The sequence below is a fragment of the Paenibacillus sp. MDV22-iso6 genome (assembly GCF_058408365.1).
On record NZ_JBZVDZ010000001.1, the window covers coordinates 1,286,736 to 1,304,526 of the forward strand.

General features: G+C 41.7%; 14 protein-coding genes. 2 read left to right on the forward strand and 12 right to left on the reverse strand.

The features are described from left to right. Nucleotides 1-93: 93 nt before the first annotated feature. Both AC4PM4_RS05465 and AC4PM4_RS05470 read right to left on the reverse strand, forming a co-directional pair. On the reverse strand, nucleotides 94-1,392 hold the full coding sequence (locus AC4PM4_RS05465; RefSeq protein WP_491612945.1) for an NCS2 family permease: 1,299 nt from the start codon (nucleotides 1,390-1,392) through the stop codon (nucleotides 94-96). A gap of 444 nt (nucleotides 1,393-1,836) precedes the next feature. Further along, a complete protein-coding gene (locus tag AC4PM4_RS05470; RefSeq protein WP_491612946.1) occupies nucleotides 1,837-2,652 on the reverse strand; it encodes a GNAT family N-acetyltransferase in 816 nt (271 codons plus the stop codon). Nucleotides 2,653-2,968: 316 nt separating this feature from the next. On the opposite strand from AC4PM4_RS05470, the gene AC4PM4_RS05475 reads away from it, so the two are divergent. Beyond that, on the forward strand, nucleotides 2,969-3,370 hold the full coding sequence (locus AC4PM4_RS05475) for a VOC family protein (protein ID WP_491612947.1): 402 nt from the start codon (nucleotides 2,969-2,971) through the stop codon (nucleotides 3,368-3,370). A gap of 117 nt (nucleotides 3,371-3,487) precedes the next feature. Here the strand turns inward: AC4PM4_RS05475 and AC4PM4_RS05480 are convergent, their stop codons facing one another. The 7 genes from AC4PM4_RS05480 to AC4PM4_RS05510 form a co-directional block, all read right to left on the reverse strand. Continuing rightward, nucleotides 3,488-5,692, reverse strand: a complete 2,205-nt coding sequence (locus AC4PM4_RS05480; protein ID WP_491612948.1) for an ABC transporter ATP-binding protein — start codon at nucleotides 5,690-5,692, stop codon at nucleotides 3,488-3,490. 40 nt (nucleotides 5,693-5,732) lie between these two features. Further along, nucleotides 5,733-6,317: a DUF1854 domain-containing protein gene (locus tag AC4PM4_RS05485; protein ID WP_491612949.1), complete on the reverse strand. Its 585-nt coding sequence runs from the start codon at nucleotides 6,315-6,317 to the stop codon at nucleotides 5,733-5,735. Beyond that, nucleotides 6,314-8,611 (reverse strand): ABC transporter ATP-binding protein, encoded by a 2,298-nt coding sequence (locus AC4PM4_RS05490; RefSeq protein ID WP_491612950.1) that lies wholly within the window; start codon nucleotides 8,609-8,611, stop codon nucleotides 6,314-6,316. The genes AC4PM4_RS05485 and AC4PM4_RS05490 overlap by 4 nt, the downstream gene beginning before the upstream one ends. A gap of 447 nt (nucleotides 8,612-9,058) precedes the next feature. Then, nucleotides 9,059-10,294, reverse strand: a complete 1,236-nt coding sequence (locus tag AC4PM4_RS05495; protein WP_491612951.1) for an MFS transporter — start codon at nucleotides 10,292-10,294, stop codon at nucleotides 9,059-9,061. Nucleotides 10,295-10,538: 244 nt separating this feature from the next. Then, entirely contained in the window at nucleotides 10,539-10,988 is a 450-nt protein-coding gene (locus AC4PM4_RS05500; RefSeq protein WP_063563684.1) for a nucleoside 2-deoxyribosyltransferase domain-containing protein, read from the reverse strand. 66 nt (nucleotides 10,989-11,054) lie between these two features. Continuing rightward, nucleotides 11,055-11,855, reverse strand: coding sequence for a Cof-type HAD-IIB family hydrolase (locus AC4PM4_RS05505; protein WP_491612952.1), 801 nt, complete (start codon nucleotides 11,853-11,855; stop codon nucleotides 11,055-11,057). 456 nt (nucleotides 11,856-12,311) lie between these two features. Further along, a complete protein-coding gene (locus AC4PM4_RS05510) occupies nucleotides 12,312-13,055 on the reverse strand; it encodes an SDR family NAD(P)-dependent oxidoreductase (protein ID WP_064640818.1) in 744 nt (247 codons plus the stop codon). Between the two features lie 333 nt (nucleotides 13,056-13,388). Here AC4PM4_RS05510 and AC4PM4_RS05515 point away from each other — a divergent pair, with 333 nt between their 5' ends. Continuing rightward, nucleotides 13,389-14,348 carry a LuxR C-terminal-related transcriptional regulator gene (locus AC4PM4_RS05515; RefSeq protein ID WP_256337887.1) on the forward strand — a complete coding sequence of 320 codons (960 nt, stop codon included), beginning with the start codon at nucleotides 13,389-13,391 and terminating at the stop codon, nucleotides 14,346-14,348. 72 nt (nucleotides 14,349-14,420) lie between these two features. Here the strand turns inward: AC4PM4_RS05515 and AC4PM4_RS05520 are convergent, their stop codons facing one another. From AC4PM4_RS05520 to AC4PM4_RS05530, 3 genes are all read right to left on the reverse strand, one after another. Next, nucleotides 14,421-15,722: a sensor histidine kinase gene (locus AC4PM4_RS05520; protein ID WP_491612953.1), complete on the reverse strand. Its 1,302-nt coding sequence runs from the start codon at nucleotides 15,720-15,722 to the stop codon at nucleotides 14,421-14,423. Continuing rightward, a complete protein-coding gene (locus AC4PM4_RS05525) occupies nucleotides 15,697-16,395 on the reverse strand; it encodes a response regulator transcription factor (RefSeq protein ID WP_064640817.1) in 699 nt (232 codons plus the stop codon). The genes AC4PM4_RS05520 and AC4PM4_RS05525 overlap by 26 nt, the downstream gene beginning before the upstream one ends. A 337-nt stretch (nucleotides 16,396-16,732) precedes the next feature. Then, nucleotides 16,733-17,770, reverse strand: a complete 1,038-nt coding sequence (locus tag AC4PM4_RS05530; RefSeq protein WP_063563680.1) for a branched-chain amino acid aminotransferase — start codon at nucleotides 17,768-17,770, stop codon at nucleotides 16,733-16,735. Nucleotides 17,771-17,791: the final 21 nt, after the last annotated feature.

Consider the following 17,791-nt stretch of genomic DNA (forward strand, 5'->3'; position numbering starts at 1 on the left):
ATTCTTCTCTAAAGGATTAAACCGAGGGTTACATATAAAAAAGGAGAGCCGCCTTTATATAAGCAGTTCTCCTTATTTGGATTAAACCGTTTCTTAGTGGTCCAGGAATACAAGCTGGATGAAGAACAATACCGCAAAAATGTAGAATATCGGATGAACATCCTTACCCTTTCCGCGAAGCAGCTTGAGTACCGGATAGAAAATGAAGCCTACGCCGATGCCTGTCGCAATACTGTGCGTCAACGGAGTAAGTATGATAATCAGGAAGGCAGGAAATGTTTCTTCGAGATCCTTCCAATTGATTTTGCTGATTACGCTAATCATAAAGTAACCCACAATAATCAGTGCCGGAGAAGTGATCGCCGGGATACCTGATATCACACTAACGATAGGTGTAAAGAACAAAGTAAGAGCAAGCAGTACACTTACCGTAACCGCCGTCAGTCCTGTTCTTCCTCCTGCAGCCACCCCTGTGCTGGACTCGATATAAGCCGATGTTGGGCTTGTTCCGAGCAAAGCGCCAGTCGTAGTCCCTACAGCATCTGCCAATAGGGCGCCGCGTGAGCGCGGAAACTTACCTTCCTTCAGCAGTCCTGCTTGTTCAGCAACGCCGAGCATTGTCCCCGTCGTATCAAACAGCGTGATCAACAGGAACGTGAATATGATGGTATACAAACCATTAGAGAATACGCCTGCCAAATCCAGTTGGAAAGCCGTTGACGTGAGGCCTTGCGGCAAGGATACAATCGACTCCGGCATTTGAAATAGTCCCATGATCCAGGCAAGAACCGCTGTTACCACCATTCCGATGAACAGATAACCTTTTACATTGTAAGCCATAAGCACAACCGTGATAATCAAACCGATAATGGTCAGGTAAGTCATAGGCTCTGCCAAGTTCCCGATCGTAATCAAATTTGATTCTGAATCGGCAATAATCCCGGAATTTTGCAGGCCGACCGTTGTAATAAACAATCCAATCCCTGCTGTTATCGCGTGCTTAAGACTCGCAGGAATGGCATCAAGCAGCATGTAACGAAATGAAGTAAGCGATAAAATAATAAACAAAAGCCCTGCTATAAATACAGCTCCTAGTGCAACCTGCCAAGACACCCCATATCCAGCAACTACACTATAGGCAAAGAATGCATTCAGACCCATGCCAGGCGCTATGACAATCGGATAATTGGACCCGATTCCCATAATCAGCGTCGCCACAATACTCGCCAACACCGTAGCAATGAATACTCCGTTAAAGTCCATTCCTGTGCTGCTGAGTATTCCTGGGTTTACGATAACTATGTATACCATTGTGAAGAAAGTCGTGATCCCTGCGATGATCTCTGTTGGAACAGTCGTACCTCTTTCTTTTAGTTTGAACCAATTATCCATGATTAAAGCCAGCCTCCAACTTTCAAATTATTCTCCAGAGCAAAAACAAAAAAATCCTAATCATCGTAATAGGATTGTAATATTACCGCTCCTATATTCGTCATTAGGATTAAAAAGCTAAGATTCTAAACCAATGATAAGGATATTCATATCTGCTTTACCCTGATGCCCTTTCGAATTTTAATAAATATAACACTCATTGTCAATGAATTAACGTATTGTTCACAGTTATTTACGAACTATATAGAGATGAAATTAAGTATTCATTCGTTTTTCTGGAATAAGTTATACTGAATTTAATTCCCAATTCGCATGTATTTGCTTAAATGTTTTTAATTACGGCGATCAAAGAAAACGCCGATATACGGCAAAAGAGGCCCATTCCTTTAAATACTTATACCGATAAAACAAAAAAGCCGCTGAAATAGCGACTATAAATTTGGACTATATTTTTGTCGTGGATAAAGTAAAATTCACAATAGAAAGTTCCGTTGTTGTTTGATACCCCAAGCCTTCATATAAGCGAACAGCAGGCAAGTTATTTGCCAATACGCCCAGATAGACATCTGGTGACAGTTTTTTACCGAGGTGTGTCAATTCACTTGTTAGGCGTTTAGCTAATCCTCTTCCTCTGTAATCTAACCTGGTAACAATGTTCCCAAGCTCTACTAGCTGAGAGTCATAAAAATGGTATCCGCCCACAGCTATGAAATCTTCACTTTCCTTAATTCCAAGAAAAGGATAATCCACTAACTCACTCCTTGTGAAAAACCTCATTTCCCCACTATGTAAAAAATCAATTACCTCAGAATAATCATTTTCATTTATCTTATTTGCAATGTTAGATTCAAGGAGTTTCGATTCATCCTGATGTTTCATAGTTAAAAAACGTTGAGGAATTCCTTTGATAAGACCGAAGGATTGAAAAAGTTCAAGGTCCCGTTGACAGAGTATCGTGCCACATACAGCACTTTCGTCAAGTTGGATCGTTTCTCTTGTAAAAGCAATGAGTTCTGGAAAAAAGATATCACGATCTTCAACTCGGAAGAAAGAAAATGCAGGAAAGGATAGTTCGCTAAAATAAGCTAATACGGCTGTAAGTTGACTATTCGTAAATTGACCAACATATTGAGCCTTATCCTTACGTTGCGTTAAATAACTATAAAAAAGCAAATTCTGTTCTGTATTAATGTGGGGCAATAATTCAAGAATTGTATCGTGAGTAAGCAATTGATGCGAAACCATTTTAACACCTCTCAAACTATAATTTCTATTCTGTTTTTTTATATTGTTTTCTTTCAACAAATACCCAGATATAGTATATCAACCAAAATACAATAGGAACTAAGAATACATAAGCTCTCTGATTTACTGGAAGAAAATACATTATAAGCAGTCCAATTATTAACATCGGTGGCATCAGGATAAAGTACTTTTTCTTATCTATGTTCATCCCTCCATTTGTTCAATATTCATAATAATAACATTCATTTATTTCTTTGATAAGATTCGCATCTGCTGCCAAAAGTAGAGTATAGTAGGCGTAGTTAAAATTATATTCTAGGAGGCTACAACCATGTCACAGGAGATCTGGATTAACCTGCCTGTCAAAGATGTTGAGAAGTCAACTGCCTTTTTCAATGAAATTGGATTCCATGCGGTGAGCGTTGGTAACGAGAGAGCCCAGCTTTCCATAGGTCAAACAACGATTTTGCTGTTCCCGGAGTCGGCGTTTGAGAAATTCACAGGTTCAAAAACAGCAGATACTTCCAATAGCGCTGAAGTAATATTTTCTATTGGCGCTGAAAGCAGAGAAAAAGTAGATACCTTTATTCAAAAAGTAGAGTCTGCCGGAGGAAGCATCTTTGGCAAACCGAGTGAAATCGACGGCTGGATGTACGGCGCAGGATTTGCCGACCTGGACGGTCACCGCTGGAACCTGCTTTACATGGATGAGAGCAAAATGCAGAAAAAATAAGTGAAAACGCCGGTTACCTGTTTAAGGTCATCCTCGTTCCTCCTATTTCTAAGTACAACGCAGCTGCCGGAGCATACATGTGACGAACAAACTACAAAATGGATTGAGATGGATAAGTTACCCCGTCTGCTCTTTCTTCGACATCTCCCTCTGGGCTGTAATCAGTGTGTAGTAAATGCCCTTTTTCTCTATTAGCTCGGCATGGGAGCCAATTTCTGCAATCTTGCCTTTCTCCAGTACCATCAGCCGGTCGGCATTGCGGAGTGTTGACAGCCTGTGGGCAATCGCAATCGTTGTCCTTCCTCTCATTACCTGCTGGAGCGCCGTCTGAATGACACTTTCCGTCTCAATATCGAGTGCAGAAGTCGCTTCATCCAGAATAAGAATTGGCGGATCATTCAGAATCGCTCTTGCAATTGCCAGACGCTGGCGCTCACCACCGGATATATTGTTCCCGTTCTCCTGAAGCAGCGTGTCGTACCCATCCGGCAGATTGATAATAAATGAATGCGCATTAGCAATTCTGGCCGCCCGGATGACTTCTTCCTCCGTCGCTTGCGGCTTAGAGTAACGGATATTATCAAGTATCGTGCCTGTGAATAGGAAGGTCTCCTGAAGCACGACACCAATCTGGGAGTGAATGTCATCCTTCTGGATGTCCCGAATGTCTACACCATCAATTTTAATTTGACCTTCATTCACATCATAGAAGCGGGAGACCAGATTAATCAGGGTAGACTTGCCCGATCCCGAATGACCCACCAACCCAATCATTTCCCCATTACGAATATCAAAAGACACATCCTTCAGCACCGGCTCATAGGAGTTATAGCCAAAGTACACACTGCGGAACGAAACCTCGCCATGAATCGTATGTCTCACTGTTTTATCAGTCTCCACTACATCCGGCTGCTCGTCAATGACCGAAAAAACGCGGTCAATGGAAATCATCGCATTGGAGACCCATCTTGGCATGAACATCATCCAGGCGATCGGTCCAAACACCATGGACGCATACATGCTGAACTTGATCAGTTCACCTACATTCATCTGATTGTTCAAAATCATGTTAGAGCCAAGCAGCAACACAACATATTGGCCAAGCTGAATTAAATAATTCGTTATCGGGGCCAGCATGTTGAACAGACTCTCGGTTCTTATCGTAGCGGCAGCAAAATCACTGTTATGGGACCGGAATTTTTTGATCTCCGTGGATTCCTTGCCAAATGCCTTGACAACCCGGATTCCGCTCAGCACATCATGCAGAAAAGAACTCCCCCGGTCGTAGATTGCCCACTGTTTTTGATACAGTTTCCAGAGCACATGTTTCCAGATGTACATATTCATGTAGGCGACAATAGGGGCAGGCAACAGCACAACACATGCCAGGCGCCAGTCAGCGCTGAAGAGTAAGCTACTAGCCGCAACCAGCAAAATCATTTGATAGATTGCTGTTGTGCATAGCTCTTGAATCAATTGCCGAATCCGGTCTGTATCCGCCGTTACCCGGTTCATTATATCTCCCGCCCGTTGAGAGGTCATGAAGCCAAGCGGCAGGCTCAGTACTCGTTCATACACCATTTTGCGCAGATCGGCGGCAATATTGGAGCTGACATTCGCCATGACCCGTGCCCGAATAATCGCCAGCAGTTCTCCGGCCACAAGTCCTCCGATCATGGCGGCAAGTGCGAGATAGAACAGCTTCATGCTCGGACTATGTCCGTCAGACGGCTGCAAGACACCGTTAATCAGAATTTCCTGAAAATAAGGTCCTGCCAGTGCAATAGCGGAAGCCGCTATCATGACAATAAGACCCATCGCCAGCGGCTTCCAATGCTGCTTCGAGACACCGAACAGCTTTTTGAACGCCGCGGACTTGCTCATGCATCTGGGGCATACACGGGTTCCTTGCACTAGTCGATCACCGCACTTAACACAGACGTTTTCCTCATCATTATTGAAAATCCGAACTTTGCGGGCTGCTGATTTATCATTCAGCACTTGTGCAATATAACCGAAGCGTGGAGCATGCTCCATGGAGGAGCGGACGAGGATACGCTTTCCCTGCTCATCTTCGGTCTCCAGCACAATATTTCCGATAAGCGGAATGACTTTGTACTCCCATGAGTCAGCAATAATACCGGTTTCCTTCGCTTGACCATGCTCGATGTAAGCCCATTTATTCTGCCCGATAACCAGAAATCCGGCCGTACGGTAGCCAAGTAGCGACAGATTAGCGGGCACACAATATTCAATGTCAGTTCCGACAGCCTGCACAGCAGCTTTCACATCCGGCTCTGCAAGCGAAAAATTCAAATCCATAGGCATTCACCATCCTTCATGTCCGCTCTAGTCAACTTGATTAACCATACATACATAGCTCTACCATCCGGTATTCCTTGTCTGTCAGCTTATTTATATTTGGGATGACAAACCGATTACCGTCCACGTCAGTGACGAGCAGTCGGTCTGGGGTTACCAGCTTGGCGTTGCCACCACCACCTCTGACTGTGAATCGGCATAGTCCGCCTGTCGTCTCTGCTTCCCAGTAGGAGTAGCCAAACTCCTCCTTCACGTTAATCAACCTGCTAATTTCTGGAGTGAAATAACGGATTTGCAGCTGCTCCTCTAACAGCTGCGCTGTCTCTTCCGTAAAATCCTCCAGACTGTGGATCATACCAACTTCCTTGTTTTCAACCGTCCGGATGGACAAATACATGCGTCTATTCGTATGAGGGAAAGAGCAATGTACATACACGACTGGATGCGTCTTTTCCCCCACCGTTACGGATAACATCCGACCTTCCGTTTTATGAAATGTTGCATTATCCTCTGTGAGATAGTGAATGTCGGCGGCATCGGACAGCGAACCGGCCACGCCCTTTTCCTCCTGTAGCTCTGTATCCTGGGCTGGAGTTGTCTTCTTCTGTGATGCAGACGAACTCATGCTGAAATCACCTCACTTATTTTTAATGCTTCATCATGCTTTTTCACCAATTGATAATAAGCGCCCTCGGTACTCATTAGCGATTCATGTGTTCCTTCTTCCACAACCTTGCCCTGATCCATCACGACCAGATAGTCGGCATTGCGAAGCGTGGAGAGCCGATGCGCAATGGCAATCGTTGTACGTCCCTTGATAAGTTTATCCAGCGCCTCTTGGATTTGCAGCTCGGTCTCCGTATCCAGAGAAGCTGTCGCTTCATCTAGAATCAGTATTATTGGGTTATGCAGAATTGCCCTCGCAATGGAGAGGCGTTGCTTTTCACCACCTGACAGATTGTATCCGCCCGTACCCACGATCGTATCGTAGCCGTCCGGCAGCTTCTCAATAAAATCATGGGCGTTGGCTATTTTCGCCGCATGAACGATATCCATGACACTGCAATCCGGCTTGGCATAGGCAATATTTTCAGCAATACTGCCTGATAGCACGTACACATCCTGCGATACGATTCCGATATTGGAGCGCAACGATTCAGCAGCCAAATCCTTCACATTTACTCCGTCGATCGTAATTGCACCTTCATTCACATCGTATAGCCGGGAAATGAGGTTGACGAGAGTTGATTTTCCTGCTCCAGATTGTCCGACGACGCCAATCATTTGTCCTGCCTTCACCTGCAGCGTAACATTCTTCAGAATCGATTTATTCGGCTCATAGCCAAATACAACATTTGATACTTGAATATCTCCCTTCATGACTGGAATCCGAATCGCATTCTCCTTCTCCTTCACATCAGGGTTTGCGTCCACAATTTCAAATAATCGCTGCGAAGCCGTCATGCAACGCGACCACCAGCCTACAATATTGTTCATAAACTCAATGGGCCCATATAACATATACATATAATTGACAAAGGTCAGCATAAGCCCGAACGAAATTTCACCCTTGAGTATCATCCACCCTCCAAATCCCCAGATGAGCATACCTCCCATTTGAGTCAGCCCATTAAGTACTGGAAAGATCGTACCGCTCAAACGGTTATAATTTTGCTCCGAGCCGGAGAAGTTCGCATTTGCCTGCTGGAAGCGCTGCATTTCTTTGTGCTCCATGCCAAATGCCTTGACGACACGGACACCTTTGATCGAGTCACTAATAATGGAGTTCAATGATGATACCTGGCGGTTCATCCGCCATGATAGCCTCGACAGCTTGGGGAATACTTGGCGTGCCAGAAAAATAACAATCGGCATCGGCAAAAAACATAGCAGTGTGAGCTTCCAGTCCAATACCAGCAAAATGACGGTAATGCCGATGATATTCATTACATTCACAACAAAATAGGACAGTACATCAATGAAAAATATTTGCAGTTCAGCGGCGTCGTAATTAACTCTGGTCATCAGCTGTCCGGTCTGCTTCCGCTTGAAAAAGTTTAGTGATAAGCGCTGCATTGCAGTAAAAATGACAGATTTTATATCAAAAACAATGTTTGCGGCCAGCCTCGCATTGATGATTCCGAAGAAGACACCAAATAATAGAGATAAAGTGCGAAAAATAATGACTAGCAAGATGACTAGCCCTACCTGTCCGCCAAAATATCCTTCGCCTTTTAGCGCCTGATCAAATAAGGCCGTACCCGTCAAATATGGAATGACAAGCCCAGTCACGGAATTTAAAAGCATCAACACAATAATGAGCAGCAAAGAGGCTCTATAGGGCTTGGCAAACGATAACAGCCGGAGGATCAATGCGCTTTTCTTCATGCATTTCGGGCAAATCTCTCGACCTTCTTCCGGGTAAATCCTCCCGCATTTGGGACAAGAGGCATTTGCCTCCTCATCCTTCAGTAACTCGCTGTCCACCTCCTCCTGCTTTTTCAGCTTCGTAAAGATTGCTGCCAGCCTGGATGCCTTGCTCATCAGTCCATTCGTGAACGCCGCTATGATTCGCTCGTCTGGAGCCTTCATTACAAGCATCCCGGATGCAACAAGGTTCACAATGAAAACGGATTCAATTCCACTGATTTTCAACGTTTGAACCGACCATTTCCCCTCCTCCTGCGGATCCTGACGTGGATAACTTTTGACAGGGATCGAATAGCCCTTAAAGGTCTTTTCGTGATCCGGTTCCTTGAGACTTGTTGCAATAAGCATTTCATGCTGGGACAAGGCTATGTATGTATCGAGAAAATGCCCCTCTGGCGTACGATCACATGTCATTTCGAACAGGATATCCTTCTCCGCCCATTTCTGCTGCTGCAGCAATATTAATTTTTCTGTAGATTGAATAGTCATCAACTCCATATAAAATATCGAAACAAAATCCTTTTTTTACTAATTTTATTTTTAGAATGCTTCTATCTTATTTTCGGACCTTTACTTTGTCAACATTTTTGTTTAAAAAGTGTTGGATTCTGAATGCTCCATTCACATCGTAAATAAATTATCTTAAAAGTGCGTATTGACACTGAAATAATTGTGTATTAAAGTTACGTCATACATTTTACACTTTTATATTTAAAAAGTAACAAAGTGAATATTGATAGGTTTTTGCTGAAAGAAATGAATCTGAAGTAGACGCTCAATAATCGAGATAGAGGGGGATTTTGAAGGCTTTGTTGTTCAAAAATCAAGGGACTATGTTATATAAAGAAAGACTATCCATAAGTTCTGGATAGCCTCGTCATAGGATTCAACATTTTTAGCTGACAAAATAGAATATAAATCTCACTTCATGAATACTTAACTCACCTTTTCTTCCGTATCGATGTATCTATTTACTTTTAGTCCATTCCTCCGATACGTAAGAGCACCGATAAAGGAAAGAGAAAATCCAATTGATGCGTAGATGTAGAGCGTTTGAATACCTACAGTATCCGCTAACCAACCAGATAATAATAATGATACACCATATAGAATTGAGGTAAGTGATGATTGGGCCGCAAATAACGGTGGAAGCTCTGAAGCGGGAACGCTTGTTTGGTAAGAAGTACGTTCCGCTAAATCCTTTATGGCTTGAGAAGCCCCGATTGCGAACATGATAAAGAGTGTCACTAACGGGCTAGTAGAAAAACTGAATGCGAGTGTTAGCGCAGCAACGCATCCACTGCCCACCGCTAGCATGCCCCCTAGATTCCAGTTTCCGTTCGATAAACGGCTCATAAGAATGCTAATGAGAACGAATCCACCTAAATTGGCGCCATTCATCCATCCCCACCATACTTCACCCACATGTAGTCGTTCTCCTACGAACACGAGCAATAGCGCCCCTGCGAATGCACCTCTAAATAAGCCTTCCCATACATCCATCCATAACAAAACACGTAACTGCGGTAACCTAAAATAATTCTGCCATCCATCTTGAAGCGATCGTCTCCAAGAACCCACTGGTGTTTGGTGTGTACTGTTTCTGGTTTCGTATATCATGGAGGATGATAACCAAGCACCGCCTAATAACATTGTAGAAAGGAGCAGCACTTGACTTGCACCAAGCCAACTGACTGTCATGGATCCGAACGCCCATCCGGCCAGAGAACATGACTGTACAATACCCACTAGCACGCTGTTCGCTTTAAGCAACGATGCTTCAGGCACGGTTAGAGCAACAAGAGAAGATCTTACTGGGCCCGCTACCCCCTCCAGAATTGATATCCCAAAAACCATTCCGATCAATATAGCAATATTAGGATTGTCTTTGCCCATTAGAAACATATATATGGTGAGCAATGCCAAGCCAATAGTTTGCCCTCCAAGACTAGATACAAGTAAGCGGTTCAAGCGCAACTTACGCATGATAAGAGGAGCCGCGATGCTGCCGATTGTCATACCAGCAACTCTAAGTAGGGGATACAAAGCCGTTACGGTAGCAGAACCAGATAGATGGTAAAGCGTGACGACAAGCGCCAAAATGTACCAGATATCTCCTAAAGTAGATAGAGCCTGACTAAGCCAGAGTCTATGAAATGATTTTGTAAGCATTGTACTCATCCTTTTCAATATTCAGTTGTATTCAGGAAAAGGAATGAGATTCTACAATGGTCTGCCTCCGATCAAATTGAAAAAGATTTTTTTATTATAGCATTTGTTTTTGATTTTAAATAGTTTTGTACCTACTTTATATGTGTTGAAACTAATCATGTTATGACCTTCATGATCACTCTCATTCATTGAGGATACTTCTATCTCACCTATTTGTTCAGCTAGTTCATTCTCTGAGATGATATCATTTCTTGTTATATGAACTACTTTCTTTAGATTTATCATTTTGTAATGTAAGATCTAATTGTTCTTTGAGTTCTTCCACATTATGACAAACAACTGAAGAATTCATCAACATCAGATGTCCCCATTGATTGATATTGAATTCACCTTCATGTAGACAAAAGATTGGTTTCTTATGCGCATAAGCATAACCAAGCTCCCAGCAGGTATTACTTAAATTCAAGCCATTGTTGTTTAAAACAGCAACAAACATATCACATTCTTCTATTGCCTTAACTGCAGATTTGAACATTTCATCTCCACTTTTTGAGTGTATAGATTGATTTTCTATGTCTCTATGTGGTAGATGTGTGGTTAAAAAGTGTGCTTCCATAATCGTATTTAACCGTTCCAACTTTCGTCGTTCCCCAGAAGTAAGTATAGAGCCTGACAAATATACATTTTTACGCAAATATCCCACGCTCCTTTTCACAGGCTTCGTCATATAGTAATTTCTATTTGAATGATTAGAGCAGTCCTACTGTAAATCCATCATTTTTTGAATGGTTATAAGAACACCATTTTCTTCATTAGATTTTGTGATGAAACTTGCTGCTTTTTTGGTGTTCTCGCAAGCATTGCTAACAGCAAAGCTGTATTTAGCAATTGCCATCAGTTCAACATCGTTCTCTCCATCACCGAACGACATCGTTTCCTCCGCAGTTACCCCCAGCATATCCTGTAATTTTTTTACCGTTTCGCCTTTATGAATATGAAGAGCAGTAATATCGAGCCACCTGGCTTCAGAGTCGACAATGTAGATTTGGCCATTTAACGTCTGTTCCACATGTTTTCTAAGCATTGTGCTTCTGCCTTCTGTATCAAATACGGTTATTTTGATAAAATCACTATCGATTTCGGAGAAGGAATCCACTTTTATGACTTGTTCATAAGAGCCTTTAACTACGTTGTACATATCATCAGAGATAGAGGAATGTACGTATGCTGCATCGCTTGCACATACAATGATTGTCATGTGGGGATCAAAACCTTGAATTTCTTCAATGGCTCGCAGAACGAGTGTGCGATCAATGCTAAACTCTTTGACGACTTTTCCATCTTTCTTGATTCTGGCTGCGCTATCTCCAAGAATCCAAATCCCTTTTCCATGGTCACCAAACAACTTTTCTACTCGTTCACACTGTTTTCCCGTGCAGGCTACAAACGTTATTCCTTTCTTTTGCATTTCTTCATGTACTTCATTAAAAAGTTCAATATCAAACGAACCTTGATTATTCAGAAATGTTCCGTCCAGATCAGTTACTACGAGTTTAATCATTTAAAATCCTCCGAGTTCAAGTTGGATTTATTATTCGTCTTTATAAAGTTAGCTTATTAAGTATTCATGGCAAAACCTTTATCTATTCAAAGAAATCATTAATTGATCGAATTGGCTTCACTTCTATAGGCTGATTCGACAATTTCAAAGCCGCATATGCCCCAATCCAAATGATAACTGCTAAAATTATATATACCATAACCCTCACCTCCCGTATTTCCGTAGATCCTTCTAATGTAGCCAGCGCTTTTTGTAACCCTCTTTATAAAACAACTTTATAAAGTCAGTATGCAGCAAACCTTAATGCTCTGTCAAAGGGTAATTAAGGAATCTTCTATAGCCTCCGACGTATGTAAAAGAAAACCTCTACATCAATGAAGAAGTCTTCAATGATATAGAGGTTTATTTCGATTTGAAAATTGGTTTTCAGGTAAATTATCTTTTATCTGACCTGAATTAATGTGCGGTATAGCCTCCATCAACAAGCAAGGTAGTACCATTCACGAAACTAGCATCATCGCTGGCTAAGAACAACACAGCTTTTGCGACTTCTTCTGGTCGTCCAAGTCTGCCCTGTGGGTGAAGTGAAGTTAAATATTCTTTGCTTTTTGCATCTACGTTCTTCAAGAGAGGCGTTTCAATGTATCCAGGACATACGGCGTTAACACGGATTCCCTTACTGGCATAAGCAGTACATAAATTCTGAGTTAACAGTTTAACGCCTCCTTTTGCCGAGGCATAAGCTGTCGTTTTAGGCAATGCAACAAAGCTGTGGATTGAGCCAGCATTAACAATAACGCCGCCATTTCCTTGCTTAAGGAACTGCTCAATAGCATATTTATCGGAAAGAAATACACCTGACAAGTTAATATCGATGGTTCGTTTCCATTTATCATATGACAATACATCAGCGGCTTCGTCATCGGCAACCCCTGCATTTGCATACATAATATCCAACTTACCATATTTCTCAACGGTTTCATTAATCATGTGTTTAATATCTTCTTCTTTAGTCACATCTGTTTTGACAAATAACGTATCATGACCTTCCCCATTGAGTTCGGCAGCTAGTTCTTTACCATGTTCAGAGAAGTCAGCAATGACCACTTTTGCTCCTTCTTTTGCGAAAAGGCGAACGGTGGCTTCACCAATTCCACTAGCACCACCTGTAACAATAGCTACTTTTTCATTTAATTTCATAAGATTCAACCGCTCCATTTCTTCATAGTAAGATTCATGAACTTGTACTCCTCAATCTTACTCCTTTAATTTTGAAATACTATCCTATAAAGTTCTGTGTAATAATGGATTGTATACCCCCCATTTGTAGGGTATTTCACTTGAAGGGAACGGCTTATTATGACTCAAAATTTTCATCCATATACTGAAATGACTTTTCAGGAATTTGTATTATTTTTCAAAACGCATAGCAAACAGCTCGAAGAAAACACAAATATTTACCTGATCTCGGAAGCTAACATCTCTGAGACACATCGGAACGAAACGGGAGTACTGATGAGATCCTTTTTTCAGATGTTTACTTATTCAGACTTGGATCATATGGATAATCATTATTCTTCTTATTTGGATACCTGGGTTCAATCCCAGCTAACCATTTTAAATATGGCAAGCTTACAATGGCTTCAAATTATATTGGAAAAAGCTTTAATAACACTATTAATACAACTGAAACATCAACGGATGATGGACCCGCTCATGTTCCTGTTATCTGTCTTTTCGTATCTGATGCATAGCTTTCATAAGTGGGCTGATACGGTGTCTGGTAATCATGAAACGGAGGAAAATGAAGAATTAAAAAAACTGCGTTTGCTGGACCAATTAAACCAACTCCTAGTCAGTTCTTCCGGAGCTTCAGATCTCGCCTTTATCCTGAAAAAATGTGAGAAGTATTTCAATTATAAACGCTGTGTCTTCTATGCATATGTACCTTGGTCCAACCAGTTCTATGGGGTCATTGGCGAAGAACTTCCGAAAATTCAGAGTATGAAAGGACAATTGACTGAGCAAAATCTGATCTTCAACTCTAAAAGACCGATCTATTTGAAAGACCCAAAACCTTATTTAAGGGACGAGCATATCCAGTTATTTCAGCTGTCTTCGATTATTTTTATACCGATTGCCCACGATCATCAATTGTACGGCTGGGTCACTTTTGACCAAATGGGAGAATCATTTAATTGCACAAAGGATGAGCTGGATTTGCTTGAACAAGTGGGAAAGAGAATTGGTTTGTTTTTATCCAGGAAAGAGAAGGAAAACACCGCCAAAACGATGGCCATCGCTTTAACAGAAAGGGAGTCTACCGTGCTCGAACTTCTGGCGGAAGGTTATGATAACAAGAAAATCGCTTCCTTGTTGTTCCTCAGCGAGTATACAGTAAGAGATTACGTAAGCAGCTTGATGACTAAGCTGCGTGCAAAAAATCGAACACAGGTCGTTGCCTATGCTTTTCGTTGGGGGTTATTGAGTTAGTACCTTTGAATTTAGTTCGTCAAAAAAATAAGATCACCAACATGTGTATCATGTTGGTGATCTTTTATTCATTCAGCCCTTCTTGGGTAAATGCACAATAACGTTGAATTGATCGCCGTGAATCTCGGCCTTAATCTTGCCTCCATGCAACTCAACGATGCTTTTCACAATAGCCAGCCCTAGTCCCGAGCCTTCTGTCTGGCGGGATTCGTCTGCTCTTTTGAAACGTTCGAACAGTTCTTCCGCATCAAAATCAATCTCATAGGCAGAGGTGTTTTGAATTTTGAACCTTACCAGATCATCCGTCTCGTCCAGATAAATATAGATGCGGGTTCCTGGAAGCGAATATTTCTGTGCGTTGCTAATTAAATTTTCGAATACACGCCATATTTTATTACCATCCAAATTCGCATGGATCGGAAACTTGGCAATCCTCTCCCGAATTTCGAGCGACGCTTGTCCCATATGGGTGTTTGATTCTGCTATCGCTTGTGTCAATAACGTTGCCACATCGACATACTCCATATCCAGCTCTATTGTACCGCTGGCCATCTTAGAGATATCGAACAGGTCTTCAATTAATAGTTTCAGTCGAAGCGCCTTGCGTTCCAGCGTTTCAATATAGGCTCGGGTTGTTTCCGAAGGATGATTTTCTTTTTTTAATAAATCGACATAGTTGATAATTGAAGTAAGCGGAGTCTTCAAATCATGCGATACGTTGGTAATCAGTTCCGTTTTTAACCGCTCGCTTTTCATTTGATGTTCCAACGCGCTTTGATACCCGGCTTTCATATTGTTAATATAGCCGGCAAGTTCAGATAGGGAATCGTTTCCATTATCTTGAATTGAGTTCTGAATATTCCCTTTGGCAATCTCTTTACTTCCATTGATGATGGCCATGAAACGCCCAAGCTTGGAGAGCATATAAGGAACCAGAAACAGCACAAATAGCAACAAATAAAGAATGAGCCATCCCTGTCCGTAATATGTGACTGCTTCCCAAAAACAAATGCCGGCTAAGGCGGTCAGCAGAAACATAAGAATGAGGCCAAACGTTAGTCTCCCGTTTTGCAGACTGGCTCTAAAGCCGGTTCTCCAAATATGAAAATAATCTATCAACACACTGCCATCCCAGAAGGAACGTTTATTATGTGGTGCCTTAAAATAACGAAACAGTCTGGCTACCAACAAACCCAAGATAATACTGGAAAGCAATTCCCAGATGAAACGTGAAGTTGAAAATCTCAGACTCAACCCCAGGTATAAATACTCGTTTATAAGTATAAAGATCCCTATAATAACTGCGATTATGATGACAAGAAGGTCGATTCCAATCTTTCGATCTTCTTTACTTTTTCTCGATTTTGTATCCAATTCCCCATACCACCTTCAAATATTTTGGGTCTTTAGGATTGATCTCAATTTTCTCACGAATGTTTCTCACATGTACGGCAACCGTATTCTCTGAAGCAAAGACCGGCTCATTCCACACGCGCTCATAAATCTCTTCAATCGAGAAAACTCTGCCCTTGTTTTCCATTAACAACTCCAAAATTTTGTATTCCTTCGCCGTCAGTCTAACGTCCTCTCCATCCACTTCAACAGTCTTGGAGCTTTTGTTCAGCACAAGTCCTTTGACTTGAATGATCTCTTCTCCAATGGAGTGAAAGGAACCTAAATTCGTAAACCGGCGCAGCTGGGATCGGACTCTTGCGATCAGTTCCAAGGGATTAAACGGCTTCGTTATATAATCGTCAGCTCCAACATTAAGTCCCAAAATCTTGTCACTATCCTCCGATTTGGCGGAGAGCATAATGATTGGTATATTTTTATCTTCACGAATTTTAAATGTCGTCTTGATTCCATCAAGCTGCGGCATCATGAGGTCCATGATAATAAGATGAATCGTTTCTTGTTCAAGGATCTCCAGTGCCTCCACTCCGTTAGAGGCCGTAAATACGTCTACATCATTGCTTTTTAAGTAAATAACGAGAGCTTCTCGAATTTCCGGTTCATCGTCTACAACAAGAATATTATTGATCTCCATATTTCTCACCTTCATCGCGTAATTGCTCCTACAACTCTACAATACTTTCTGCGGAGGCACCAGTTATGTAAAGCGAATACATTTTTCCATTTTCGTTTCATCAGACCATCATACACAATCTATATGAAAAATCTCTGGTATAAAAACGAAGGAATTTATGAAGTTTTAATACATCGTTAGATAGTGATTGAGAACTTAATGAATCTCATGGGCAATGTTTATTCAACATGGTTATTCCCTTCGCATACGTTTATGCGTGTCGAAAAAAAGGATGAAATCGAATAGATATCATTTTCCCTCTATGCACCCTTACATTTCAATAGAAAAAAGCGGGGCATTAAGCCCCGCCAATAGTAATGTTTGTAATCCAGCCTTCAGGCGCTGGGAGAACTCCCATCTGGATACCAGTAAGAGTTTCTAGTAGTTTCTTTGAAATAGGTCCCATTTCTGACATACCACTTGGGAAATATATTTCTTTACCATGGTCATCTATTTTACCCACAGGAGAAATAACAGCTGCAGTTCCACATAAACCACATTCTGCAAAATCTTTTACCTCTTCGAAAAGAACTTCCCTTTCCTCAACTTCAAGGCCGAGATATTTCTCAGCAACGACCATTAAAGATCGTCTGGTGATGGACGGAAGAATACTTTCTGACTTAGGTGTAACAACTTTATTGTCTTTGGTTATAAAGATAAAATTGGCCCCGCCTGTTTCTTCAACCTTGGTTCTGGTTGCAGCATCCAAAAACATATTTTCATCAAATCCATTTTTTTGGGCTGTTCTTAGCGCATGAAGACTCATGGCATAATTCAATCCTGCTTTGATATGTCCTGTACCATAAGGCGCAGCACGATCATAATCACTAACACAGAGGGTAAGGGGCTTGGCTCCTCCTTTAAAATAAGGGCCTACTGGTGTAGTAAATACTCTAAACTGATACTCTTCAGAAGGTTTAATCCCAATAACAGGACCACTTCCGAATAGAGTAGGTCGTATGTATAGTGTAGCACCAGAGCCATACGGTGGTACATATGATGCATTTGCTTTTACTGTCTCGACAATAGCATCTATAAACCTATCCTTTGGAAAGGGTTGCATATGAAGTCTTATAGCGGAATCCTCCATGCGCTGTGCATTTAAATCGGGACGAAAAATAGCAATTTGTCCGTCTTGGGTGGTATAGGCTTTTAAACCTTCAAAGCATGTCTGCGCATATTGGAGAACGCCTGCCGATTCGTTGAGCACTACATTGGTATCCTCTGTTAAAATTCCATCATCCCATTTTCCTTCTATAAAATTTGAAACATATCGTTTTTCTGTCTTTCTGTAATTGAATCCGAGATTACTCCAGTCCAAGTTTTGCTTTTCCATTTTGTCACCATACCTTTATTT